The 24027-nt window shown below is 39.7% G+C and carries 26 protein-coding genes; 1 reads left to right on the top strand and 25 read right to left on the bottom strand.

The annotated features are described in order from the left end of the window. Nucleotides 1–7: 7 nt before the first annotated feature. The 15 genes from ACW6QP_RS13235 to ACW6QP_RS13165 all read right to left on the bottom strand — a co-directional run bounded on the left by ACW6QP_RS13235 (nucleotide 8) and on the right by ACW6QP_RS13165 (nucleotide 10749). A complete protein-coding gene (locus ACW6QP_RS13235) occupies nucleotides 8–1381 on the bottom strand; it encodes an MBL fold metallo-hydrolase RNA specificity domain-containing protein (RefSeq protein ID WP_457911345.1) in 1374 nt (457 codons plus the stop codon). A gap of 32 nt (nucleotides 1382–1413) precedes the next feature. Then, a complete protein-coding gene (locus ACW6QP_RS13230) occupies nucleotides 1414–1629 on the bottom strand; it encodes a hypothetical protein (protein WP_223825836.1) in 216 nt (71 codons plus the stop codon). A 101-nt stretch (nucleotides 1630–1730) separates the two neighbouring features. Beyond that, entirely contained in the window at nucleotides 1731–2573 is an 843-nt protein-coding gene (locus tag ACW6QP_RS13225) for an ATP cone domain-containing protein (RefSeq protein WP_013072812.1), read from the bottom strand. Nucleotides 2574–2575: 2 nt separating this feature from the next. Next, complete coding sequence (locus ACW6QP_RS13220; protein WP_457911344.1) at nucleotides 2576–3406, bottom strand: universal stress protein; 831 nt, start codon at nucleotides 3404–3406, stop codon at nucleotides 2576–2578. Between the two features lie 32 nt (nucleotides 3407–3438). Continuing rightward, complete coding sequence (locus ACW6QP_RS13215; protein WP_457911343.1) at nucleotides 3439–4500, bottom strand: class I fructose-bisphosphate aldolase; 1062 nt, start codon at nucleotides 4498–4500, stop codon at nucleotides 3439–3441. 11 nt (nucleotides 4501–4511) lie between these two features. After that, on the bottom strand, nucleotides 4512–5525 hold the full coding sequence (locus ACW6QP_RS13210) for a type II glyceraldehyde-3-phosphate dehydrogenase (protein WP_457911342.1): 1014 nt from the start codon (nucleotides 5523–5525) through the stop codon (nucleotides 4512–4514). Nucleotides 5526–5545: 20 nt separating this feature from the next. Then, nucleotides 5546–6901: an NAD(P)/FAD-dependent oxidoreductase gene (locus ACW6QP_RS13205; protein ID WP_457911341.1), complete on the bottom strand. Its 1356-nt coding sequence runs from the start codon at nucleotides 6899–6901 to the stop codon at nucleotides 5546–5548. Then, complete coding sequence (locus ACW6QP_RS13200) at nucleotides 6898–7359, bottom strand: universal stress protein (protein ID WP_457911340.1); 462 nt, start codon at nucleotides 7357–7359, stop codon at nucleotides 6898–6900. The genes ACW6QP_RS13205 and ACW6QP_RS13200 overlap by 4 nt, the downstream gene beginning before the upstream one ends. 132 nt (nucleotides 7360–7491) lie before the next feature. After that, nucleotides 7492–8310: an AlbA family DNA-binding domain-containing protein gene (locus ACW6QP_RS13195; protein WP_457911339.1), complete on the bottom strand. Its 819-nt coding sequence runs from the start codon at nucleotides 8308–8310 to the stop codon at nucleotides 7492–7494. Between the two features lie 94 nt (nucleotides 8311–8404). Then, entirely contained in the window at nucleotides 8405–8680 is a 276-nt protein-coding gene (locus ACW6QP_RS13190) for a DUF5676 family membrane protein (RefSeq protein ID WP_027884440.1), read from the bottom strand. 12 nt (nucleotides 8681–8692) lie between these two features. Beyond that, nucleotides 8693–8752 (bottom strand): hypothetical protein, encoded by a 60-nt coding sequence (locus ACW6QP_RS13185; RefSeq protein ID WP_457911380.1) that lies wholly within the window; start codon nucleotides 8750–8752, stop codon nucleotides 8693–8695. Between the two features lie 188 nt (nucleotides 8753–8940). Continuing rightward, the gene (locus tag ACW6QP_RS13180; protein ID WP_027884438.1) at nucleotides 8941–9153 is read right to left on the bottom strand and encodes a heavy-metal-associated domain-containing protein; all 213 of its coding nucleotides are present in this window, start codon (nucleotides 9151–9153) and stop codon (nucleotides 8941–8943) included. A 10-nt stretch (nucleotides 9154–9163) separates the two neighbouring features. Then, nucleotides 9164–9391, bottom strand: a complete 228-nt coding sequence (locus ACW6QP_RS13175) for a hypothetical protein (RefSeq protein WP_034892122.1) — start codon at nucleotides 9389–9391, stop codon at nucleotides 9164–9166. A 182-nt stretch (nucleotides 9392–9573) separates the two neighbouring features. Beyond that, nucleotides 9574–10155, bottom strand: a complete 582-nt coding sequence (locus ACW6QP_RS13170; protein ID WP_457911338.1) for a helix-turn-helix domain-containing protein — start codon at nucleotides 10153–10155, stop codon at nucleotides 9574–9576. 177 nt (nucleotides 10156–10332) lie between these two features. Then, nucleotides 10333–10749 (bottom strand): HYC_CC_PP family protein, encoded by a 417-nt coding sequence (locus tag ACW6QP_RS13165; protein ID WP_457911337.1) that lies wholly within the window; start codon nucleotides 10747–10749, stop codon nucleotides 10333–10335. Nucleotides 10750–11081: 332 nt separating this feature from the next. Between ACW6QP_RS13165 and ACW6QP_RS13160 the strand changes: the two genes are divergently transcribed. Continuing rightward, nucleotides 11082–12347, top strand: a complete 1266-nt coding sequence (locus ACW6QP_RS13160; protein WP_457911336.1) for an IS256 family transposase — start codon at nucleotides 11082–11084, stop codon at nucleotides 12345–12347. A 1-nt stretch (nucleotide 12348) separates the two neighbouring features. Here ACW6QP_RS13160 and ACW6QP_RS13155 read toward each other — a convergent pair whose 3' ends face one another. The 10 genes from ACW6QP_RS13155 to ACW6QP_RS13110 all read right to left on the bottom strand — a co-directional run bounded on the left by ACW6QP_RS13155 (nucleotide 12349) and on the right by ACW6QP_RS13110 (nucleotide 23614). Continuing rightward, the gene (locus ACW6QP_RS13155) at nucleotides 12349–12513 is read right to left on the bottom strand and encodes a hypothetical protein (protein WP_457911335.1); all 165 of its coding nucleotides are present in this window, start codon (nucleotides 12511–12513) and stop codon (nucleotides 12349–12351) included. Nucleotides 12514–12616: 103 nt separating this feature from the next. Beyond that, nucleotides 12617–12907, bottom strand: coding sequence for a P-II family nitrogen regulator (locus ACW6QP_RS13150; protein ID WP_457911334.1), 291 nt, complete (start codon nucleotides 12905–12907; stop codon nucleotides 12617–12619). Between the two features lie 62 nt (nucleotides 12908–12969). Beyond that, entirely contained in the window at nucleotides 12970–13275 is a 306-nt protein-coding gene (locus ACW6QP_RS13145; protein WP_457911333.1) for a hypothetical protein, read from the bottom strand. A gap of 196 nt (nucleotides 13276–13471) precedes the next feature. Beyond that, on the bottom strand, nucleotides 13472–14011 hold the full coding sequence (locus ACW6QP_RS13140) for a DUF3347 domain-containing protein (RefSeq protein WP_457911332.1): 540 nt from the start codon (nucleotides 14009–14011) through the stop codon (nucleotides 13472–13474). A 61-nt stretch (nucleotides 14012–14072) separates the two neighbouring features. Then, entirely contained in the window at nucleotides 14073–15893 is a 1821-nt protein-coding gene (locus ACW6QP_RS13135; RefSeq protein ID WP_457911331.1) for an efflux RND transporter periplasmic adaptor subunit, read from the bottom strand. Beyond that, nucleotides 15886–17172 carry a TolC family protein gene (locus ACW6QP_RS13130; protein ID WP_457911330.1) on the bottom strand — a complete coding sequence of 429 codons (1287 nt, stop codon included), beginning with the start codon at nucleotides 17170–17172 and terminating at the stop codon, nucleotides 15886–15888. Before ACW6QP_RS13130 ends, ACW6QP_RS13135 begins: the two co-directional genes overlap by 8 nt. 5 nt (nucleotides 17173–17177) lie before the next feature. Continuing rightward, nucleotides 17178–20933: an efflux RND transporter permease subunit gene (locus tag ACW6QP_RS13125; protein ID WP_457911329.1), complete on the bottom strand. Its 3756-nt coding sequence runs from the start codon at nucleotides 20931–20933 to the stop codon at nucleotides 17178–17180. Between the two features lie 188 nt (nucleotides 20934–21121). Next, on the bottom strand, nucleotides 21122–21532 hold the full coding sequence (locus ACW6QP_RS13120) for an HYC_CC_PP family protein (protein ID WP_457911328.1): 411 nt from the start codon (nucleotides 21530–21532) through the stop codon (nucleotides 21122–21124). A 345-nt stretch (nucleotides 21533–21877) separates the two neighbouring features. Next, nucleotides 21878–23128, bottom strand: coding sequence for a hypothetical protein (locus tag ACW6QP_RS13115; RefSeq protein ID WP_457911327.1), 1251 nt, complete (start codon nucleotides 23126–23128; stop codon nucleotides 21878–21880). Between the two features lie 303 nt (nucleotides 23129–23431). Further along, nucleotides 23432–23614, bottom strand: coding sequence for an HYC_CC_PP family protein (locus ACW6QP_RS13110; protein ID WP_457911326.1), 183 nt, complete (start codon nucleotides 23612–23614; stop codon nucleotides 23432–23434). Nucleotides 23615–24027 lie beyond the last annotated feature (413 nt).

Here is a 24027-nt window from a genome sequence, read left to right as displayed (position 1 = left end):
TAACAAATTATACATTTTCTATACTATATAGCTGTGGGATTTCCGAATCCCATTGATAAGTTTCTTTAATTCCTTTCTGCAATGCTTCCGCACTTTCTTTTTCACCGTGTACAATGAAAATACGTTCGGGTTTGTTTTTTATCTTATCCATCCAGTCCATAAGTTCTGCGTGGTCTGCGTGTGCTGAAAGCCCTTCAATTTCTGCAACTTCCATATGAAACGGCACCCATTTTCCGTACACTTTCAATTCCTTATCACCTTCCAATAATTTTCTTCCCCGAGTACCTTCGGCCTGATAACCCACAAAGAGCAAAGTGTTGTTTGAATTTTGTGCTTGGGTTTCGAGATAGTTGAGCATTCTTCCGCCAGTAAGCATTCCGCTTCCTGCAATCACAATTTTTGGTTTGTTATCTGTTCGTAATTCCATTGTTTCCCGATAACTGCTTACGACCGTAAAGTGCGAGCACATTTCGTCACATTCGTTGTCTTCCAATCTGTGCCAGTCCCTTGTGCGATGAAACAATTCCAATACACTAGCGCCCATTGGGCTGTCCATTATCATTTGTATTTTTGGTATTTTATTCTCTTTCAATAATTTCCAAAAAATCAGCATCATCAATTGGGCACGTTCTACTGAAAAACTTGGAACAAATAGGCTGCCACCTCTGTTGATGGTGTCATTGACCAATTTTTCTATCTGTGGAAGTGCTTCTACTTCATCAGGATGAAACCTTCCTCCGTAGGTGGATTCAATAAATAATACATCTGCCTTTTTTGGCTTTAAGGGTGGAAACAGTAATAAATCGTTTGTTCTGCCTATATCGCCAGAAAACACAAAACGTTTCCTGTGTACATCCAACTCAATGTAAGTTGCTCCCAGAATGTGTCCATTATATTGAAATCGAGCCCTTATGCCATCAAACAATGGAATCCATTGTGATTGCGGAATTCCTTTAAAATGAGGGATAGTTTTTTCTACATCCTTTAGGTCGTACAATGGTTCAGCAGGATTATGTTTGGAATAGCCTTCTTTATTGGCACGTTCTGCTTCTTGTTCCTGAATTTTTGCACTATCATTCAAAATGATTTTTGCAATATCCAAAGTGGGGTTGGTACCATAGATGGGACCATTAAAGCCTTGCTTTACCAATCTCGGCAGATAACCTGTGTGGTCCATATGGCCGTGGGTGAGCAAAACAGCATCAATATCAGCAACATTAACAGGTGGGTACTCCCAGTTTTTAAGGCGTAATTCCTTTAGCCCTTGAAAAAGTCCGCAGTCTATGAGTATCTTTTTATCTCCTGTATCCACTAAATATTTTGAGCCGGTTACTGTGCCTGCCGCTCCTAAGAAATGGATGTTTATTTTATTTTTTTTCATTGGTATCTATTTAGGTTGTTGTACATAATTTACTACAAGAGCTGCTCCCCAAATTTGTGCCCACCGCAGCAGGAAGGTGTATTTCCTTTATCTTGTTTTGATTTGCTCAATTCCACTATTTCTTTATATAGATTACGAGAATCCTCTTTAATAAAAAGAGCCAATTTCTTTACTGATTTAGGTTCAAAGTGAACCATTTCCAATAATATCTCAAGGGCTTCTTCAAGTAGTTTTGAGTCATCTTCCAATGCCTAGTAAAATGGTTCTAAATCTATGTTGCCCTGTTTTTGCAATTCTTCAGTTTTCATTTGTATTATTTTTAAAAATTAGTGATTATTCATTATTTGAATTAATGGGATCTACATAATTCTCTTGAATCTTCGAGTATCTTATTTTGCCTTAGCTTACTGATACCCATTTGTTCCAAAAAGTCTGGATTTTCGTGTAGCTCCTTGCAGAGTATGATGCCTTGATCCAATAATTTTGTTTTTTCAGCTTTGGTAAGTGTTGTTAAAGCGGTTAAGGGATGTAGCCCCGATTTATCTATTCTGTCCTTGAGACCATTTCCTCTTGGATAATCCCAACTGGTCATAAGCATTCCAACACATTTCCCGTACTGAATGGCATCGGTTGTGAAACGCGTATTGGTGTAAACCCCGCCTTTATGAAGTTTAGCCTCGTGACCTTTTTGGTGTTTCCATTGCTTTTCCACGTCCAAAAACCGTGAATGGATATATAATGGGATTTTTACATTGCAAAACCTGCCTTGGTCACTATGGTATTTACATTCAATCATATAATGTTTATTTCCTTTTTGCGCTATCACATCCACTTCGTGCTGAACGCAATTGCCTTGAACTATGACACCAACCTGTGTTGAAAATCCTTCGTGTGCCAATAGTTTGCCTACTAACTTTTCAAATGGAAAACCGGTTGGACCTAGTTCCATTAAAGCTTTTTTGAGCTTGTACTTTGAGGCACTTACCCTAGATTTTCGTTTTAGCATCTTGAAAGCCAACTGGTAGATTTTTTTGGTTGTCATTCCTTCTTCAATCTGCTCTTGTACTTTCCGGGCTACATCCTGAATAATATCCTCATCTGCCCGTGAACGCCGCAGGGAGTTGATGAGTTTGTTTACATCAAAGGCTTCGTACTCACCAGAGTACTTTTTTATTAAGACTGATTTATTCATTGTTACATTTTAATAGTCATTACTGGTAATTCGGAGTGATTGGTTACACCCTCTGCGATGCTTTTAGAGAATAAAGTTAAAAAGCCTGTACGTCCGTGAGTACACATTGCGATTAAATCGGCATTTTTATATCGTAAAAAATTGTTTATCCCTGTTTCTACGTCTTGTTCGTTATATACATTCATTGAGAAGTTATCCAAATCGGGGAATTTTTTCAGGAACTCCTTGATGGGATCCAACCCTTGTTCTATACTGTTAAAATCGGTCTGAGTATTGACCCTCAATAAATGGATATGTGCGCCGCATTTTTCAGCAATCGAAATAACCTGCTTAAATGCATCGCTTACATCTTGAAGAAAATCTGAAACAAAAACGATATCCTTAAAAGGAAAGGATACTTCTTCATCCTTGACTACAACAACTGGTACATCAGCTTTCCTAACAATTTTTTCTACGTTGCTTCCCATTAACTCACGTATACCGCCTCGGGTGCCACTACTTCCCGTAACTATAAAATCGTGATGAAAATGACCCGAATGTTTAAGGATATTTGCCTGACCACCATCAAATTCAAGAAAAGTCCTGCACTCAAGGCCTTGTCGTTCTGCTTTTTTCTCCAGTTCTCTCAGGTAGGCTTTTGCGATGCCTATTCGCTTTACTGTTTCTGGGTACTGTTTTTCTTTTTGTTTATCCAACTTTACCCATTCTACGGGGGTTTTCATCAAATGGAAAAAATGGATTTCGGAATTGTAAAGCTTTGCCATTTCAATTCCGAGTTCTTCTGCTTTATTGCAATTTTTTGAAAAGTCTGTTGGTACGAGTATGTTTTTCATGATTTATTGTTTTTAAATTGTTTTCGTTATAATTAAGCTATGGTTATACTATCTTCCAGATATACCTGTTGGACGGAGTGCAGTAACTCAATCCCTCTAATAAAAGGCTTTTGAAATGCTTTTCGACCCATAATCAATCCAGAGCCACCAGCCCTTTTATTGATGACGGCAGTTGTTACAGCTTCGGACAAATCTGATTTGCCTTTGGAACCACCACCTGAATTTATAAGTCCTATTTTTCCCATATAACAATTGGCAACTTGTAATCGACAAAGGTCTATGGGATGGTCTGTCGTCAACGTTTTATACATTTCATCATCATATTTTCCAAATCCTATTTCTTTAAACCCGAAATTATTGGTTGGTAATTTTTGTTTAATGATATCCGCTTGAATAGTTACGCCCAAATGATTGGCCTGCCCAGTAACATCGGCAGCTGCGTGGTAATCTTCTTTTTCGGTTTTAAAATTTTCATTGCGGGTATAGCACCATAAAATGGTAGCCATACCCAGATTGTGAGCTTCTTCAAAAGCCTCTGCTATTTCTTTGAGTTGTCTGTTACTTTCCGCTGAACCAAAATAAATGGTGGCACCCACAGCAACGGCTCCCATATTCCAAGCTGATTTTACTTTTCCGAATAGTGTTTGGTCATATTTGTTTGGGTAGGTAAGCAGTTCATTGTGGTTAATCTTCACGATAAACGGAATTTTATGGGCATATTTTCGTGCGTTTAATCCTAAAACCCCAAAGGTGGAAGCCACTCCATTACATCCTGCTTCTATTGCCAATTTTATAATATTCTCCGGGTCAAAATAATCCGGGTTTTTATAGAATGAAAAAGCAGCACTGTGCTCAATACCCTGGTCCACAGGAAGAATGCTCAAATAGCCTGTACCGCCAAGGTTTCCGTGGTTATACAATTGCGAAAGACTTCGCAGTACCTGTGGATTTCTGTTACTTTGAACAAATACCTTATCTATGTTTGCTTTACTGGGGGTTTGCAGTTCATCCTTTGTTATTTTTTCACAAACGTGTTCCAAATAGAAGTCTGCCTTTTCTCCTAAAAGTCCTATTATGTTTTTGCTTATTTTCATCTGGATAGTGTTTAATGGATTCCTAAACTTTCATTTGTTTTGGCGATGGATTTAGCCCCATCTGTTTCAATTCCGGTTAATGCCCTAATAGCATCAATTGTTTCCGGAATTACAATAGCTTGATTATCGACTACATAAGCATAGAAAAGTTCATCGCCATGTACTTTTAGCATATCTTCCCATAGGGCTACTTCGTACATATCGCCCCAAGGCCTTCCCATATCCAAGAACATTTCTTTTATGGTATTGTTGGAAACCAGACCCTGGTCATATTGAATTAATTTAATACGGCTCGACGTCTTGAAGGCTTTTAGCACTTCTTCTTTATTCGCTTTTTTCTTTAATTTCACATTCCAATAATGCATATGGCTTAAGGTTTCGGGTACCTTTATTGCGGTAGTAATAACATCCAAATCAGGATCTACACTTTTGGCGTCTGGTCCTTGATGGCTCGGAATATCCTTTTCGGGAACCATTGTGTTCATAATCCCGCCTAAATGACTTTCCCAAGGATCTGTAGCTCTTCTCAAGAGTGTCCCTCTGGCATAATCCAATAGATCAGCTTTTTTTAATGCTGTTAAGGTTCTTAAAATAGAGGTGGTGTTGCAGGAAACTACTCTTGTCGCATTCAAGTTTAGTGCTGATTTGTAATTATTTTCTGCACTAAAGGAATGCCCTGTAGTTTCGTGTTTTTCGCCACCGTGTAGAATAAATTTGATGTTTTGCTCCTTGTAGATAGCTACATTTTGAGCGGCAATCTTTTTGGGTGTACAATCAACAACAAGGTCTGATTTATTTAAAAGTTCTTGTAAGTTTCCTTTTACTGAAATTCCTTCGGACTTCATTTTACCTTCAGCTTCTTGAGTAGCTGCATATATATCATACTCCTTTCTTACGGCATTTTGAATGCGCCAATCACTGATGACATCACAAACGCCCGAAAGCTTCATATCATCTTGCAAATTGACGGCATCTGCCACCCTTTTTCCTATAACTCCGTATCCTATAACTGCTATACTTTTCATATCAATTTTGTTTTAATTAGTTATTCTTCTGTATTATCGACTAATGATTTTGAATTAAAATTTCTAATAATCAGGCGGTTGCTCTTTTCGTAGGTGAAATAGCTTACCGCCCAATTAAAGCCAACCATCAATTTGTTTCTAAATCCACTTATGGATAATAAGTGTACAACTGACCAAAGTAACCAAGCGGAATAACCTGTAAATTTAAACTTGCCCAAATCTGCTACTGCCTTACGCTTTCCTACGGTGGCCAAGGAACCTTTGTCTTTATATTGAAAAGGTTTTTTGTGCTTGTTTTTCGTAAATTCCAATAAGGATTCCCCAAGATATTTGCCTTGTTGAATTGCTGTTTGCGCTACTTGCGGATGTCCTTTTGGTGTGTCTGTGGTAATCATAGCCGCTATGTCACCTATGGCAAAAATGTTTTCAAAACCTTCTACTCTCAAATAAGCATCGGTTTTAATCCGGTTGCCTTTTACCACGTGTTTTTCATCGACACCTTTTGGGAATTGACCTTTTACGCCAGCTGTCCAGATGAGGTTTTTTGCTAAAATTTTCTTTCCGCTTTTTGTAGTAACCTCTGAACCATCATAATCACTTACCGACTCATTGAATAGTACTTTTACATTCAAGCCTTTTAAATACTTTAAAGTTTTTGATGATGCTTTGTCTGACATTGTACTTAACAACTCGTCAATAGCTTCTATTAAGTAAATGTTCATAATGGAAGCAGGGTATTCTGGGTAATCTTTGGGTAGAATATATTTACGAAATTCAGCTAAAGCCCCTGCCATTTCCACGCCAGCAGGACCACCTCCAACGATAACGAAATTTGTTAGGGCATCCCGTTCATCATCATCACAGGTAATCGCTGCTTGTTCCAGATTTTGCAACATCATATGACGGATATTGAGGGAATCGCGAATATCCTTCATCCCCAAACTATTTTCGGCCACAGAATCCATCCCAAAGAAATTGGTGGTCGTGCCAGTAGCCAACACTAAATAGTCATAAGAAACACTTCCCTTATTGGTCAATATAGTATTTGAATCAGGTTGAATTTCCTCAACTTCAGCCAAACGAAAGAAAACATTTTTATAGCCATTGATTTGTTTTCTGAATGGAAATACAATACTGTCAGGCTCCAGGGCACTCGTTGCCACTTGATATAATAAAGGCTGAAACTGATGGAAGTTATTTTTATCGAGTAAAACCACTTGAACTTCTTTGTGTTTCAGTTTCTCAACCAATGCCAAACCTGCAAATCCTCCACCAACGATAACCACACGAGGTAATTTAGTATCGGGAAGACATATCTCATCTGTTATCTTACAGGTGGATTCCAACGTAATGCTATGTGTTTGCTTTTCTTTCATTTTTTATTTCTATCTCTTGCAATCAGTACTGAACATTTGGCATTTGTGGTTAAATATTGGGATACTGAGCCCAATACTAAGCGAGAAAAAGCACCGTGACCCTGAGAGCCTACTACAATTAAATCTGCACCCCAATTTTCTGCTTTTTCATTAATAGTACTTTTGGGCAGGCCACTAACAACACTTGTGGTTATGGTAAGTGCCTTGTTTTCGGCCTTGATTTTATCGGAAGCTTCTGAAACGATTTTGTTTCCCAATTTTTGAGCGTTACTTTTAATTTCTTCTATGTAATTTCCTATCCTGCCGCCCATAGTATGCAATCCCAGACCGGTTGTTTTAGGAAGTTCATAAACATTTATAATATGAATTTCACTATTTGAGGATAAAGTCATTTTCTTAAGCTCGTTAATGGCTACTTCACTAAAATCTGAACCATCTATGGCCAATACAATTTTCATTTTTTTCGTCTTTTTAATCTCTGATTTCGGGTTTAATTCCACTAATTCTGTCCGAATTAGATTTACATGTCAAGCCAAAAAATTTAGTAATCGAATCATTTTGGATATTTCATTTCCAACCTCTCTTATAAACTAGTTGTATTGCATAAGCTTAAGCTTTTTGGTTTTTAAATAATCCACTGTTTCTTTTACCGATAGTGGATACGTAGCATTTCCTGTGCGTACATAAAAAGTGGTGTTTCCTTCATCACTCACATAAACCGGTTCGTTGGAAGGTTCGATATCCACCACGCACACATCTTTCTCATCAATACTGTAGAACGAAATATGGTTGCTGAAACAAGCCTCGTGCCCCAATTGCGTAGAAATAATCCTGAACACCGCACGTTCATACCCGTCCCTGTTTTTATGCTTTAGGGTTTTATAATCTTTTTCCAATCCCAGAACATTTCCGTCGTCATCAACACCAATTATAAGTTTTCCACCCTTGGCATTCATAAAGCCCACAATGGTTTTGGCAATGACCAACTCCAGTTCCCGATTGGTTGTTTTACGGTAATAATCATAGCGTATGGAAGATTTGAATTCCACCCGTTCATTTTCACCGGCCTGGATTAATTCTTCAATATCACGAACAAGCAGCCGCTGTTGTGTGCCAATAATTTCATTTTTCTTTTTCAGGTTTATCCAGAATAAACCTGAAACTATCCCCAAGAATCCTCCCAATAAAGTTAAGAGTCCGCCCATGCCCCGCATATTGAAACTGAAAGATTCCAAAAAACGTTCTTCTAAGACTTGCTGAAACAAGGGGAAAGAGAAGGGCGTATCACTGAACTCAAACCAGTAGATTACCATTGTAAAAGGGTGTACCAGGAAATAAAAAATACCTGCCCCAATAAATAAATGAGTCAAAATGATCTTAATATTTTTATAAGTATTACTGTTTATCATTTTTAGCGGTTTATGAATCTTTGATATAATTATGTTCTAAATTCAAGAGGGCCTTATCTAAACTTTCGATTAAACAATCCTATTTAATGCAAAATCATCTGTTTTTTATTTGGGCATTATAAAATGCCGCAATACACGCTCCAATCAACCAGCCTAAAATGAAGCTTTGCACAATACCAAAAAATGCTTCTAATAGTGGTACGTCCATTCTTATAATATTACTGGTGTCCAGACCGTGTAAAAGGCTGTTGAAAAATATAATCGTTCCTTCCTGTCCTGCTGTAGCCATCACGATCATACAGCCCAAATAAATTAAGGATACTGTTAGACCGAGGGCAAAACCGAATTTTTTTACATTTAATCGATACATAATTTATATGTTTTAAGATTGGTTATCTGATTTTAATAATTTTTTGGATTCTTCAAATTCCTCCTTTGAAATTTCGCCCTTGGCAAACCTGTTTTTTTAGGATGTCCAATGGCTTTTCTTTTTTTGGTTTTTGGTATGGAATATCAGTTGGGATAAAGAAAATCCAAATGATAAACGCCATCCAAATAATCCACCATATCAGGTGCATACCTCCGAAACTTCCGTCGTGAAAAAACATAATTTTTGATTTTAAGTTACTTTTATAGTTTTTCAATTGTGTAACCCTCAAGGTTGCTGAGTTGTTTTTGTAATTCATCTACTGAAAGCGTTTCCTTCATAGTGATGATTGTAGCTCCTTTTGGTGCCAGAAAAATTTCTGCCTTTTCAATCTTTGGATGTTCTTCCAATGTCTTTTTGACCCTGCTAATGCAGCCGCCGCAACTAATACCATTAATTTGAAATTTTCGTTTCATAACATAAATTTTAGTGATGTTGTCCTTCTTTTTTTTTATCCTTCTTTTTTAAGTTCTCATTGGACAATCCGTGCGTATGGCTCCCGTGCCGCATGGGCATTAACAAGTGTACTGCGAACATTATTATAATAAATGCAAAAAGCCAGGTGCCACCACCAATTCCAATAGATGGTGCTAAAAAGATGAGTAAAAGCGGCAGTCCACAACCGAGGACCATCCATAACCAGTGATTTTTCATTGTTTTTTATTTTAATTAATGTTTATTCCTCGCCTTTTTAAGACCTGAACTGGCTTATGTTGTAATTGGGGGATTATCAACACAAGCCTTAGGGAGTTCAGGCTTTAGGGTTTTTAATATTATAATTAACACGAAAGCTATCTGTTTTTATGCTACTTCATCTGCATAACTTTCGTTGTTATTTATATAATTTCATCATAGAAATTTCGTTTCCATTTTTCTGTGTTTTTATAGTCGCTCATACTCATTCCCACAATCTCTTTAAACTGTCTTGATAAATGGTTAATGCTACTATAATCCAGCATATATGCTATATCTGAAAAAGAATACTGTTTTAATTGAATAAGTTCCTTTACCTTTTCTATTTTCAGTTTTATAAAATATTTTTCAATGGTGGTATTTTCATTTTTAGAAAACAGCTTGCTCAATATTTTATAATCCCTGTGAAGGATTAAAGACAGATGCTCTGAAGTATTTATTTTTAAATGGAGGGGCAGTTCAGTAAGCAGTTCTATCAGAATGATTTTCATTTTTTCAACCAGCATATCTTCTTCACTTTGTACAATTTTAAAACCATTAGAATGAAGAACTTTAGTTACATTTTCAGTAATATTCCTGTCCGTTTTATTTGATGCTTCCACTAATAATTTACCCAATTCCAAAGAGAGCACGATAATCCCAAGCTCTTCCAGTTCCTGTTTTATAACTTTTAGGCAGCGGCTACATACCATATTTTTTATCCAGAATTCTTTCTGTAAATCCATAGTCTCATTTTTGATTGTTAGAATATTCCTTATCCTAACAAAGGTTTTTAATTTGCTATTTAGCAAATAGTTAACAGTGTGGCGTGATCAGGAATGAGCGCACCCGTTGTAAGCCTGTGCGAAGTACTGGGCCAACACGGTGGTGCAGGTTAATCAAAGAACCTACTTAGAAAGAAATCAAATTAAATATACCTCGTGGAGTACCTGAAAGTCTTTTGGTATGAGGGGTGGATCATAATTTAAAAAAGGGACAACATTTTGCACAAGTCCCTCGAATAGATTTATGTAAGCGTAAAAAAATGTGTGCCGGAAAACCAGATTTTGATTCTCCATTTTAAATGTAGTTTTTTGAAGATTATCGCTGCCTTCTTTCACTATAGATTTATTGTCACAGCATCCTTTTTTTTCGAACGAACATTTTTTTGAAGGATTGGTTTGAGCCTGAAGTGCAGCGTCACAAACCTTTGCTTTAGTAAAAACAGCCATATCCACGAGCTTATTGCAACAGTAATGCATACTCACAGTAAAAGACGAGGTAGCGAACATTACCGCGAATATTAAAGAGACAGCTATTATTTTTTTAAAGCTTTGCACAGTACGGATCTAAAAAAATTAACAAATATTAACTTTTACTTTATATAAAGAATATTTTCAAACTTAATAAGGAAAAGCCAACTTAAAAATGACGATTATCATATTTACTGATAATTTTTAAACGGTTTTGTTTAAATAATTAACTAAAACTACAATAGATAATACTAATTTTCACAATTAGAATTATGGTTTTTGGAATAGATGAAAGTCATTTTAAGATAAGTAAAGAAATGTCAGTTATACAGGATGTTGATTAATGCATAGCCACCACGAGGGTGTAAAATAAACTCTGTCTGAATAGAATTATTTATTAATTTAATTCAGATAGAATTATGACAACAAAAGAACAACAAGAATTCGAGAAAAAGGTGCTTGACCAGTTCATGTCTGGCAAGAGTCTTTTTGGTGCAGACGGTGCTTTTGCACCGATGCTCAAGAACGTTATTGAGAAGGCCCTTCAGGCAGAGATGGACTCTCATCTAAGTAGTGATGAACGCTCCAAAGGGAATAAACGCAATGGCAAGGGAAATAAAAAACTCAAAAGTGGCTTTGGTTCTTTTGATATTGAAACCCCTGAAGACCGTCAAAGCAGCTTCCAGCCGGAACTGGTCAAAAAGAGACAGACAATTCTAGCGGATAATCTTTCAGAAAAAATCATCGGTCTTTATGGCCTTGGAATGAGCTACCGTGACATCTCGGGTCATATCAAGGAAATGTACGACACCGATATTTCCCATACAGTTTTAAGCCAGATCACCGATCAGATCATTCCTGATATCAAAGCCTGGCAAAGTCGTCCTTTAGAACCGCTCTACTGCATTGTCTGGCTTGATGCGATGCATTATAAGGTTAAGGTGGATGGGAAGATTACTCATAAAGCACTCTATAACATCCTGGGTATTACAAAAGAAGGAAAAAAGGAAATCCTGGGGATGTACATTTCTGAAAGTGAAGGTGCTAATTTCTGGCTACAGGTGCTCACCGATCTTCATAATCGTGGATTACAAGATATCCTGATTGCTTGTACGGATAACCTCAAAGGCTTTACACAGGCTATCTTGAGCGTTTATCCAAAGGCTCAGGTTCAGCTTTGTATCGTACACCAAATCCGTAATTCATTGAAGTATATCGCCTCGAAGGATCAGAAGGAATTTATGAAAGATCTGAAAAAGGTCTACAGGGCCGGCACTAAAGATGTAGCCGAAGATGAACTATTGAACCTGGAAGAGAAATGGGGTAGTAAATATCCTGTAGTCATTGAAAGCTGGCAGCGTAACTGGGAACAGCTATCCCAGTATTTTGAGTATACAGAACCCATTAGAAAGATTATTTATACCACCAATGCCGTAGAGGGCTTCCATCGTCAGATCAGGAAAGTTACCAAGACCAAAGGAGCATTTACTAATGATATGTCACTACTCAAGCTGGTCTATCTGGCCACAAGAAACATTGAGAAGAAATGGACCGCTCCTTTGCATAATTGGAGCCTTACGATTCAGCAATTTTATATTAAATTTGGAGACCGGATACCCCTGGCTATAAACGCCAATTCCTCTGGGGCTAGCCCCAGAGGAATGGAAACATCAGACAGAGTTTAATTTACAGACCCGCCACCACTAGCGCTAAATAGACTGCCAGGACGAATATCCCAATAAATGCTATAATAGCGATGATTTTATCTTTAACGGTTATCCGAGAAGAAGATTTTTCACCACTTCTTAAATTTTTACGATAGCTTTTTCGGTGTTTTTGGTATGTTTTCATGATCCCTTCTTTTTTCTTTAGGGCTATTTATTTTCCCGAATTATAGAAGCCTTCGGGGTTAAAGTTCGTGTTTACTTTCTTCACCGGTCTTTACTTTGAAGAGCTACTCCACTTCAGAAACATAGATGATCCCGTCGCCCTTTTCGTGGGTCCTCCCATGTTCACTTATAATCCGGACGATTTCTTCTACATCTTCCTTTTTACAAATGAGTTCCAGTTTGCTCATTCGGCTATGAGTAAGGGTGAATTTTAAAGAAGGCATGGCATCGCGGCTGGTAAACCTGCCGGTGCCTTCAACTTGGGTTACCGTAATACTTTTAAAATCGTTGCCGCGCAAAGCTTTGATCACTTGGTTAGTACGTTTTCTTCTAACAAATGCCTTTATTTCTCTCATGTATTTTCATTTAATACATTAGTAATAGCTATATACAAGCCCCACCCGTAGAAGTAATTCTATTAACTTTTTTCGCGGTGGGCCAGGTAATTTTCTTTGGATTCAAAATAAGCCACTTTTCCCTGTTGGTCTTGCAACACGATATAGGCCCTGGATTTGTCCACCGGATTTCTGCTAAAAGGGTCTATGGCCATCCTGGAGCTTTCTTCCGTAGATAATGTTTTCACGCACATATCACAACAGCCATAATAGGTTTTCCCGTCTACTGGGATAGGTATTTGCGGCTCTCCCATATAGGCATCGTTAACCATACATACCAGGTCATTTGGGACCTGATCTCCAAATTTATATTTGTGCTCTGCTTTCACAGCACTTTCTGCTACTGGAATAACCTCCGTTTGCGTTGTTTGCACTTTTTTTTTCTCTCGCGAATTACAACCGGACAGAAACATTGTACCTATTATCGCTAATGCGAAAATTTTTATTTTAGCTTTCATATTTGTTGTGCCTGCCAATGGGTTAGAGAATTTGTAGGGTGCTCCAACCCATTCCTGCAGGACTTTTTTACTTTATGATATCCTGTATATTACCACACTTCAGCATTTTTCCTCCGAAAAATGGATTTTGAATTGCCTCTTCGTGGCTTAGCCAAAAACCTCCTGCGTTATTATTAGCCATTGGACAGCGTGCAAAATACAACTGGTTTTCCGCAACTTTGCCCTTTAGAAAATCAGCAAATTCACTGGAAAAATCCGAAAATGCAGCCTTTTGCGACTCCGGATCAGGACTAGCAGCCAGCTTTGTTGCGGCTTTCTGTAATCGATCGGTCCCTTCTAATTTTGCAAGAGAGTTGAGAAGTTGCTCTGCTTCCTTCTTTACCAATTCTTGATCAGAGTTGCGTATCGCCGCCTTAAGGTTGATATAACTCTCATAAGAAGCAGTAACTTTCCCGTTTTTAAATTCGGGAATTTCACTGTCCATCATTTTCATCTCACCCGATTCCATATTTTCGTGATCGTGGTGCATCATTTTCTTCTCCTGGCTATAACCCAGACTAACGGCTAATAGCAGTACTACTGCCATTTTCACTTTTAAAATTCTCATAGTTATTGATTTTAGATATTAATATTTGATTTTCTAGGTTTAATTTTTAAAAAACAAGTTTTCAATCTACTATTGATTTTACTTCGCCGCAGGTAAGCATGGCTTCTCCAAAAAACGGGTTCCTGATTTCTTCGCTGTTACTTAACCAATAGGCACCTTTGTTATTATTGGCCATAGGGCAAAAGTTCACATACAACTTCTGGTTAGCTCCAAAAGCCTCTACGATCTTTATTAATGGCTGTGAAAGGAAAATAAAGTTTTCGCGTTTCCCTTCTATTGTATTAGCCTCCTTACACAACTTTGTGTGTTTGAACAAGAAGGCCTTTTTTTCTTCCCAGAAATCCTTAGCATGACCAGACAGGGAATTTCCATCAAGTTTATCAAGAGCAGACAACAGTTCTGTACTCGATTCCTGTGTCTCCTCTATATTAGCCCTAACCAGTCCTTCTTTAAGTTCCAGATAGGCTTCGATTACTTTATTAAGTTGGTTTTTGAAAGCTTTAGGGACATCTTTGCTCATATCCATCACATCTTCCTGAACAAATTTTGAAGTTTTTGTTTGCTCCGGCATGTCGTTCCCCTCTTCCATTTCCATTCCACCGTGATTGTGTCCTGTCATGGCAGGACCACCTTCCGGGCTCATCATACTTCGTTTGCCTTGTAATTGTGCTGCAGCATCCACCTTGAATACTCCATTGGCTACTACCTCATCTCCCGCTTCCAGACCTTCTGTAACCACATACAAGTCCCCTGCCTCGGGCCCTAAGACCACTTCCCTGAACTCAAAGGTAGGCTCTTCAAACTCCGGGCTCTTTACATAGACCACAGCTCTTTTCCCGGTCCACAGGACAGAAGACTTGGGTATTACCAGTGCATTTTCCATATTATCCAGTTCGCTGTTAATGATCCCCTGGGCGAACATGTCCGGCTTGAGCCGGCCTTTAGGATTATCTACTTCCGTTCGCACCAAAGCCACCCGGGTTTGGGGGTTAATCACGGGATCAATAAAAGTAACGGTACTTGTAAAGGTTTGACCGGGCATAGAGGGGACAGAAAACGAAACCTTATCTCCCTTTTTAATCCAGGCAAGATCGCTTTCATAGGCGTCATAAAGAACCCACACCTTGTTCAAATTAGCAATATCAAAAAGCGGCTGACCTTCGCCCACATAATCCCCTTCACTTATATTTCTACTGGTAACGGTTCCCGATTGTGTTGAATAAACATCAAAATTGTATTGCACCTGCCCGTTCTCCTGAATATTCTGAATTTGATCATCTGTTAAATCCCACTGCTTCAGTTTTCTTATCGCGGCTTCGAAAAAGGAAGGGTTTGTCTCCTTAAACCTTACAGCTTCCAGAAGTTCCTTTTGCGCCTGCACCAGTTCCGGGGAATAAATAGAGGCCAATCGTTCTCCTCTCCTTACTTCCTGGCCTGTGAAGTTCACAAATAACCGCTCTATCCGCCCCGGAAAGCGTGCCGTCACGGCCGAAACATTCCGTTCATCTGCAGTTACTCTTCCCGGGAGGTAAATTTCCTTTGTGGGTGCACCGGATTGAACAATCACCGTCTGAATATCAGCAATTCTGGCTGCAGCTTCGCTCATTTGGATCTCAGAGTCATTGACAGCTGCAGAAGCTTTTATGGGTATTAATTCCATCCCGCAAATAGGACAGTTACCGGGTTCTTCCTGTCTTATCTGGGGGTGCATGGAACAGGTCCAGATCTCAGCTTCTCCTTCCTCGTGAATGTGCTCCTCAACCTGCTCTTCTGTGATTGCTTCTCTTTCTGATGAACCACCGAAAAAGAGCCAGCCTAATAAAAGCCCTGCGACTAAAAAGCCAAGCCCCACATATAACGATTTTCTATCTATCTTATTCATAATTTTCTCCAATTAAATAATTGATCCTGTATACGTTGTTATTTTGTTCTGTTCTTGCCCTTGCCAGTTCAAGGCCGTAGTTTAAGAGCTGTCGTTCCATACGAATGATCTCCAGGACATTATTTCGGCCTGTGGAAAGTTCAGTCTGGAACAGCTCCAGGGATTGTCGGGCAATTGTTGTTAAACGGCCATAAAGCTCAACATTCCGGCGCGCATCGATGTAGTCGCGATATAAGCGTTCCAACTCGGTTTCCAGTTCATTCTCCAGGTTTTCCCTTCTCAATTCCACTGCCTCTTGCTGCAGGATGGCTTCCTGCCGCATGGACTTGTATTTTTTTCTGTAAAGAGGTATCCGAATCCCCACCTGTGGAAAAATGAAAGCATCCTGTCCATTGTCGGGAAGTGCCATTCCGGGTTCTAAATCGGTTCTTGGTGCAATGTTTGTATAGCTTGCACCCAAAGTAATAGAAGGTAAACCCATTTTTTTAGCCACCGTAAGCTGCTCCTCGAAACTCCTCGCCTCATGATCGAGCTGTGCAAGGCGCGGATTTCTGGCTAAGATCATCTCCAGCAGAGAACTCTTCTCAATTATAAGTTCTTCCTCCCAAAGATTGTCGGGGAAACGAAGAGGTTGCTGGAGTTCTAAATTTAACAACTCTTCAAACTCCGTCACCAGGGGAAGCCTGCTATCCCGCAAATAGGCGAGCCTGCTTTCCAATTCTTCCTCTTCCATTTCGACCTGCAGTACAGAGGAAAAACCTGTACTCCCACTCTCGAACTGCACCTCGGCGAGGCTCTTGAAGGAACTCAGCAATTCCAGGTTTTCTTCCGTTATTTCTATAGCGGATTTCAGGTAGTACAATTCATTATATACTATTTTTAGGTCCTTGTACAAAGCGAGTTTTGCATCTTCAAAAACCTTTAGTTTTACCCGTGCCCTTTCAGCGGCTACTCGTTCCTGGGCACCTAAGGTGCCAAACCAGGGGAACATCTGGCTAAAGGAGGCAGTTGCCTCTTGCGCCCCAACCCGCGTTTCAACAGGCTGGATGAAATACCCAAAACTCATTTGAGGGTCAGGTAGAGTGCCTTCCTGGGTTACTTTCTCCAGGGCAGCCAGATATTCGTTGAAAAGAGATCTTAGCTCTGGATTATTTTCTGCTGCCAGAACAAGGTATTCTTCCAGGAATTCTCCGGAGGTATTTATCTCCTGTGCCTGTAATTCGATTGTGGCCGTCTTTATTAGCACAGCAACAAAAACACACAGTCTAATTATTTTCATTTTCATTACTTTTCTATTTCGTTTGTTTGTTGCTCCTGTAATCCCGGATTTGACCACTTCTTCTCTTGCCACATACTGTACAGTACAGGAACCACGAACATGGTTATCGTCTGGAACAGCATTCCTCCAAATGTGGGGATCGCCATTGGGATCATAATGTCAGAGCCCTTACCTGTAGAGGTGAGGATTGGCATTAGCGCTATTAAAGTGGTCGCTGTTGTCATCACAGCTGGTCTTACCCTCTTACTTCCTGCAATAACAACAGCTCTACGGATGGAGGCCTTATCTGTGGTTCTTTCTTCTGCAAAAACTTGCTTCAGATAGGTTCCCATCAGTACCCCATCGTCAGTCGCCACCCCGAAGAGCGCGATAAAGCCAACCCAGACAGCAACACTTAGATTTATGGGGCCAATCTGAAAAACTTCACGCATGTTCTCCCCGAAAAGATTAAAATCCAGAAACCAGGCCTGGTTATATAACCACAGGAGAACAAATCCTCCAGACAAGGCTACAAATACTCCTGAGAAAGCCATTAACGTAGTCTGAAAGTTCCCAAACTGGAAGTAAAGAAGCAGGAAAATAGCCAGTAAACTTATAGGTATTACTATTGACAAGGTCTTTGCAGCCCGTAATTGATTTTCGTAATTCCCTGCAAACTTGTAGCTAACCCCGGGGGGTACTACAAATTCTCCGGAGGCTATTTTCTCATTGATCAAAGCTTGGGCATTTTCTACTACATCTACTTCCGCAACATCAGTTTCCTTATCAAAAATTACATAGGAGAGCAAGAAAGTATCCTCACTCTTTATGACCTGAGGTCCTTGTACATACTGGACCTCCGCCAAATCTCCCAAAGGAATTTGGACTCCGGTAGGGGTAGGTACCAGTATGCTTTTGACATCTTCAGGATTATCCCTGAACTCACGGGCATACCTCAGCCTAACCCCATACCTTTCCCGACCTTCTACGGTGGTAGTCATAGACATACCTCCAACGGCAGCACTTATTATACGTTGCACATCACCAATAGATAAACCGTATCGCGCGATCGCCTGTCGGTTTATATCAAGTTCCAGATAAGGTTTACCTACTACCCGGTCGGCAAAAACAGACGGTGCTTTTACACCCGGCACTTCTTGTAGGATTGCTTCCATTTGTAGCCCAACCTCTTCAATCGTTTCCAGATCGGGGCCAAATATTTTCATACCCATAGGAGCCCTCATTCCTGTGGAGAGCATTATTAACCTCGTGGCTATGGGCTGCAGCTTTGGTGCAGAGGTGACTCCCGGTAAGCTGGTAGTGCTAACTATCTCATCCCAAATATCGTCTGGTGATTTGATGTGATCCCTCCATTGACGGAAATATTCACCGCCTGCGTCGGGAACCAATAGAGACACATCAAGATCTTGTCGCTGCATCGTCTCAGGATCAAAAACTTCCCCGTTCTGCAAAACATACTGCTCTTCATCGTTCACCTCAAATCGCATGCGACGGCCGTTCTGGTCAAGAACATATTCCGACCTGTAGTTTATAACATTCTCGTACATCGATATTGGGGCTGGATCCAAAGCTGTCGCTGCCCGTCCCCATTTACCTACCGTCATGTCAACCTCTGGAATTGCAGTTACTCTCTTGTCCAGGATTCGAATTGTTTCAATATTTTCCTCTACACCGGAGTGGGGCATAGTGGTGGGCATCAATAAGAATGATCCTTCTTCTAACGGAGGCATGAACTCTTCGCCTGCACCAGGAAACGTTTCACTTATCCCCAGCCAAACCTCGGTTTGCCTCACGTTGTATCCAAGTTTGTCAAAACCTGTGGCGATGGGACTGAAGATCCTGTCAAAGCCCTGCCAGGACAAAAGTCCAAAAAGAATGATCAAAATGGGGATTGAAAGAAATTTCCATTTATTTTCCAAAGCCCATCTAAGAATGGTTTGATAATATCTTACCATAGCCATTAATAACCCTAACACAATGATTATAATTCCTGCCACAAATACGAGATTGGTGAATTCGGATTGATCTGCGCCCAGAGGTAACCATTCCCTATTTAAGAAATAGAGAACTCCAACCATTACAATTGCGATGTTTAAATAGTTGGAATATTTTCTTTTTTCTTCCGGCCATCGGGGCTCCAATAGGTTGTTAGCTCCGAGGGCTATAAACATGATTCCTACCCAGGCCACGTAAAACAACAACAAAATTCCAAAACCAATAAGGGCAAAATTCCAAATCCTCCGGATCCTATTTTTTCCAAAGTTCATGGAAAAGAGACCATGCGCCAAGGCAGGAATCACCACTAACCCCACGAACAAAGCAGCTATAAGGGCAAAAGTTTTGGTGAAAGCAAGTGGCCCAAAGAGCTTGCCTTCCTGACCCGTCATGGCAAAAACAGGTATAAAACTAATGACGGTTGTGGCCAGTGCAGTCAGAACGGCTGATGCAATTTCAATGGTTCCTTCATAAATCACCGACAGCTTCGGCCGACCCTCGTTTTCGGGCAGTTCGAGGTGCCGAATAATATTTTCTGTGAATATCACCCCCACGTCAAGCATTACTCCAATAGCTATAGCAATCCCTGAAAGAGCTACGATATTGGCATCAACCCCGGCATATTTCATTACAATAAATGTCATAAGCACACCAATGGGCAACAAACTGGAGATCATAAGGGCTGCCCTTAAGTTCAGAACAATGACTATGACTACTATGATGCTTATGAGAATTTCAAGAATAAGAGCCTCCTCTAATGTGCCCAAAGTCTCATAAATTAGTCCTGAACGGTCATAGAATGGAACAATGGTCACCTTGGATACAGTGCCATCAGCCAGAGTCTTGCTTGGTAACCCGGGCGCAAGATTCTCTATCTCATCCTTTACATTATTGATCACGGCCAGGGGGTTCGAGCCATACCTTGCAACCACCACCGCTCCGGTAGCTTCTGCGCCTCCCTTGTCCAGGCCGCCACGCCTTTGGGCTGGCCCCATTTGGATTCTGGCAACATCTTTTAAACGAATAGGCGTGTTCTCATTAACAGCGACCACTGCTTCTTCCAGGTCTTCCAGGCTTTCAATATACCCCAGACCCCTCACCAGGTATTCTGCACGGTTGAATTCGATGGTGCGGGCACCAACATCAAGGTTGCTTTCCTGTACTGCCTCCATGATCTGCTTGACATTGACCCCATAACTTTTCATAGCAATGGGATCGATCTCCACCTGATATTCCTTTACAAAGCCGCCAATAGAAGCGACCTCTGAAACTCCTTCAGCAGAGGATAAAGCATATTTAACATAGAAGTCCTGGATTGACCTCAGTTCCTGAGGATCCCAGCCTCCGGTAGGCTCTCCTGTTTTGGGGTTTCGCCCCTCAAGGGTGTACCAGTACACCTGTCCCAGGGCTGTAGCGTCAGGCCCCAAAGCAGGTTGTACATCTTCCGGTAAAGTCCCAGCCGGAAGCGAATTTAGTTTCTCCAGAATCCTCGACCGGCTCCAGTAGAATTCCACATCCTCCTCGAAAATTACATATATGCTGGAAAGCCCAAAAAGCGAACTACTTCGAATCGTTTTTACGCCCGGCACCCCCAGGAGTGAAGTAGTAAGCGGATAAGTGATCTGATCCTCGATATCCTGAGGAGATTTCCCCATCCATTCTGTGTAGACTATCTGTTGGTTTTCACCAATATCGGGAATGGCATCCACCGGTACAGGATCCCTGGGCATCCAGTCAAGACCCCAGTTGAAAGGAGCTGTAGACACCCCCCCAGGCTACAAACGCAACCGTGAGTAAAACGGTCACTAACTTATTCTCTAAAAAGAATTTAATCGTTTTATTAAGCATGTTATTTAATTCTGAATTAATACACTTTAATGTTGCAAGTCTGCAACATTAAAAAAGGAAACTCTCCTCTAGTGACATTTCACCAGAGCCAAATATTAATTCAGAATCAAATCAAGTAAGTCTCGTTCAATATGTGTATTTCCTGAACGAGAAAGGGTGCGTTATAATTTTTAAAGGGAACAATCTGCTCTGAAGATTCATTGAACAGGTTGAAATACGAAAGAGTGAATGTGGTGATGAAAACCACCTGTTCCAGGTCAACAAAGTTATTAATATTTAATAGCTCGTCCTGCCCTTGGATAAACGTCTGGTGATTTTCACAACATTCCTTACCTACAATGGTATTCTCATCTCCATGATCATGGGATTCCATTCCACAGTTTTCTGCGCTGGAAAATATTGCCAGGTCCATCAGCTCATCACAGCAAAAATGTTTATCTACAGTAAAAGATACTGTAGAGAAGAACATCAGGAATGTCAAAATAATAGATGATATTTTTAATAGTAAGGCTTTCATAGCACTCTTCTAACTTCCTCTGTTATTAGCTAATTGCGACGGAACTAAGGTTGAGTTTTTTGGTGTAATTTTATAAATCAAAAATAAGGGGTATATGTCTTTTGAAATATGATCAATGTCATATTTCCCCTTTTCTCTCAAAATTTAAGATGCCAGGGCACATTACATTATCCGCAGTAAAAATAGTTCAAAAGGTTCAAAAGCACCTTTAGAATAACAGGAAAAACATTCACTTTTATGTGTTCCTACCGATATAATTAAAATTTTACCAATTCAACAAAGGTTTAAAGGTAGAAGTGGAGAGAGTATTATCCACTCCACTTCCACATTTATGAAGAAAGGTCCTTAAAAACTTATTACAGCTTCAAGCACCAGGCCATTGAATTTTCCTCCATCAAACCTTGTACCCGGTACAAATCCGTTATATTCCTGATTAACATACTCCACTTTAGCAAGTATATTTTTGGTCATAAACCAACCTGCTGACAGCTGGTATCTTGCGATATCAATATCATTCCCGGACTCCTCACCGTCCACAGTATTGTATCTTCCGGCCACGTAATAGTTTTCATCAGCCCCAAATCTATAAATAAGATCTGCGGCAAGTTGTGTAAAGATCCTTTCCTGTGCTTCGGTTGTACGTTTACCGGAAGCCCTTTCAAAAGTTCCGAAAAATTCCAGTCCTCCCATTTTAATAAAAGGGTTGATCATAAAAGCAGTCATCTCGTTCCCAAATCGTGGATTGTACCTACCGGAAGTGAATCCATGAACATCTGGTAACTCCATTACTTCATAATATCTCGACCCTGCACGATCACCCCCATACAAGGATACATTAGCATTTTTATTGGTATGGTAAACCGAGCCGGTTAATCTGAATCTAATGTTATTACTCAGTAATCCATCGTAACCTGCTTTCGCCAGAAAGGAAGGACCTGTTGCATCTGGATTTGTAACGCTTTGATTTAATTTGCCATTAGTCGCACCTAACATTCCAATAAATCCGTTGTTCCTATAGTAAACTTCTGCACCAACTTCTGTTGTAAATGAATCCATAATGTAATTCCCCACGAAAGGATTATATATAGCCTGGGCATTATCTGTTCGCCGGAAGTGAGCATCACCATAGTTGTTTTCCATATGTCCAATTTTGACAGTTACATTATTCATTAGACCTTCCATGAAACCGGGACTAATAAAATCCAATTTGTCGATTAAAATATACCCTCCTTTGACATAAGGTTCATTGTGGTGACGGGAGGATAAATAAGTCCTTAGATGCATGCGGACCCCATCATATAACTGAACATCAAGGTCCAGATTTGCTGTTGGCAAGTTGAAATTGTTTCCTATAGTTGACAGAGGAACAGTACCTGAATTTTCATGTTCCAGAGCCTGAAATTGTATTGTAGAGGCACCACCTATTCTCACTTCCACTCCGTCAAAAGTACTTAAGGTATCTTTGGGTGCTTCGAACGTGTTTATGCCTCTTTTATCTGGTGCCCTAAAATTGTCCAAATCCCGTTGCTGAGCCTGCATTTGGGAAGCTAGGAGCACAAAGAGAATTGCGCTTAGATTTAAAATTGAAGTTTTCATTGTATTTATTTTAATTGATTTAGAAAAAGATTTGGAATAAAGTAGAACCACAACTTTCTCCTTGAGTAGCATTTTGGTTCTATAGGCATTTATGAACAGATTCTAAATCAAAAACACCTCAAATAACAAATGGTAATCCTTTACTATCAAAGGAGGCTTATAGTAGTAAGAGAAATGTTTTTCTCTTACTGGAAGAGGAATGTTCATCCTGAAAATGTGAGGAACAGTACCAAAGAAAGACTCTAATTCGGACAAAAGCGAAGAAGCTTTTAAATCTTTCTGAGCCTCTTTTTGAATAGTTTTCTAGGAACAACAAGTATCTTCGAAATCCTTCTTGCTTTCCACTGCTACCTCACTACTACAGCTTTTAGCTTTTTTATTTATCGCTAAGTCCTGCAAGCTATCACTACAGTAGTGTGCATCTAAACTAACTGTTGATGTCGACAACAACACAAGTAGCGAAAGAAAAATAGATACTAGTTTCATGGATTATTGAATATCAAACTGCTCCTTATTTGAAGTAAATCTACCACCTAATCCGGCCCTAAAATATGACTTCTGTCAATTTTAGAGGATTTCCAACCTATTTTTAGAAATTGTTAAATTTGGCCACTACTTTTTCGCCACAGACAATAAAAAGATAATAGAAAAAATATTTGAAGAAGTAATTAGGTTATAGTTTAGATAATTGCTTCAAAAATAGAAACAATAACAACACTTAATATGTTGAAGTATACGCCCGGGAACTACTGCATAAATTAAGAAACTCCAGGTTTGCTTTCACTTTGGTGCAAAGTAAAAATTTTGAAATTGAGGTTTATTTGTAATAGCTCCGATCTTGTCTGACAGTTAAGAGTTTTTTTAGGCATTTTGATTCTTGGAATAATTCTGATTTAGGG

It is taken from the genome of Salegentibacter haimaensis, from assembly GCF_054121495.1.
This window is presented reverse-complemented; position numbering and strand designations above follow the sequence as displayed.

Excerpts from the sequence above, each read along its gene's own strand:
- ACW6QP_RS13235 (WP_457911345.1), bottom strand. The coding sequence starts at position 1,381 with ATGAAAAAAAATAAAATAAACATCCATTTCTTAGGAGCGGCAGGCACA.
- ACW6QP_RS13225 (WP_013072812.1), bottom strand. The coding sequence starts at position 2,573 with ATGAATAAATCAGTCTTAATAAAAAAGTACTCTGGTGAGTACGAAGCC.
- ACW6QP_RS13220 (WP_457911344.1), bottom strand. The coding sequence starts at position 3,406 with ATGAAAAACATACTCGTACCAACAGACTTTTCAAAAAATTGCAATAAA.
- ACW6QP_RS13215 (WP_457911343.1), bottom strand. The coding sequence starts at position 4,500 with ATGAAAATAAGCAAAAACATAATAGGACTTTTAGGAGAAAAGGCAGAC.
- ACW6QP_RS13210 (WP_457911342.1), bottom strand. The coding sequence starts at position 5,525 with ATGAAAAGTATAGCAGTTATAGGATACGGAGTTATAGGAAAAAGGGTG.
- ACW6QP_RS13205 (WP_457911341.1), bottom strand. The coding sequence starts at position 6,901 with ATGAAAGAAAAGCAAACACATAGCATTACGTTGGAATCCACCTGTAAG.
- ACW6QP_RS13200 (WP_457911340.1), bottom strand. The coding sequence starts at position 7,359 with ATGAAAATTGTATTGGCCATAGATGGTTCAGATTTTAGTGAAGTAGCC.
- ACW6QP_RS13195 (WP_457911339.1), bottom strand. The coding sequence starts at position 8,310 with ATGATAAACAGTAATACTTATAAAAATATTAAGATCATTTTGACTCAT.
- ACW6QP_RS13190 (WP_027884440.1), bottom strand. The coding sequence starts at position 8,680 with ATGTATCGATTAAATGTAAAAAAATTCGGTTTTGCCCTCGGTCTAACA.
- ACW6QP_RS13180 (WP_027884438.1), bottom strand. The coding sequence starts at position 9,153 with ATGAAACGAAAATTTCAAATTAATGGTATTAGTTGCGGCGGCTGCATT.
- ACW6QP_RS13175 (WP_034892122.1), bottom strand. The coding sequence starts at position 9,391 with ATGAAAAATCACTGGTTATGGATGGTCCTCGGTTGTGGACTGCCGCTT.
- ACW6QP_RS13170 (WP_457911338.1), bottom strand. The coding sequence starts at position 10,155 with ATGGATTTACAGAAAGAATTCTGGATAAAAAATATGGTATGTAGCCGC.
- ACW6QP_RS13160 (WP_457911336.1), top strand. The coding sequence starts at position 11,082 with ATGACAACAAAAGAACAACAAGAATTCGAGAAAAAGGTGCTTGACCAG.
- ACW6QP_RS13155 (WP_457911335.1), bottom strand. The coding sequence starts at position 12,513 with ATGAAAACATACCAAAAACACCGAAAAAGCTATCGTAAAAATTTAAGA.
- ACW6QP_RS13150 (WP_457911334.1), bottom strand. The coding sequence starts at position 12,907 with ATGAGAGAAATAAAGGCATTTGTTAGAAGAAAACGTACTAACCAAGTG.
- ACW6QP_RS13140 (WP_457911332.1), bottom strand. The coding sequence starts at position 14,011 with ATGAGAATTTTAAAAGTGAAAATGGCAGTAGTACTGCTATTAGCCGTT.
- ACW6QP_RS13135 (WP_457911331.1), bottom strand. The coding sequence starts at position 15,893 with ATGAATAAGATAGATAGAAAATCGTTATATGTGGGGCTTGGCTTTTTA.
- ACW6QP_RS13130 (WP_457911330.1), bottom strand. The coding sequence starts at position 17,172 with ATGAAAATAATTAGACTGTGTGTTTTTGTTGCTGTGCTAATAAAGACG.
- ACW6QP_RS13120 (WP_457911328.1), bottom strand. The coding sequence starts at position 21,532 with ATGAAAGCCTTACTATTAAAAATATCATCTATTATTTTGACATTCCTG.
- ACW6QP_RS13115 (WP_457911327.1), bottom strand. The coding sequence starts at position 23,128 with ATGAAAACTTCAATTTTAAATCTAAGCGCAATTCTCTTTGTGCTCCTA.
- ACW6QP_RS13110 (WP_457911326.1), bottom strand. The coding sequence starts at position 23,614 with ATGAAACTAGTATCTATTTTTCTTTCGCTACTTGTGTTGTTGTCGACA.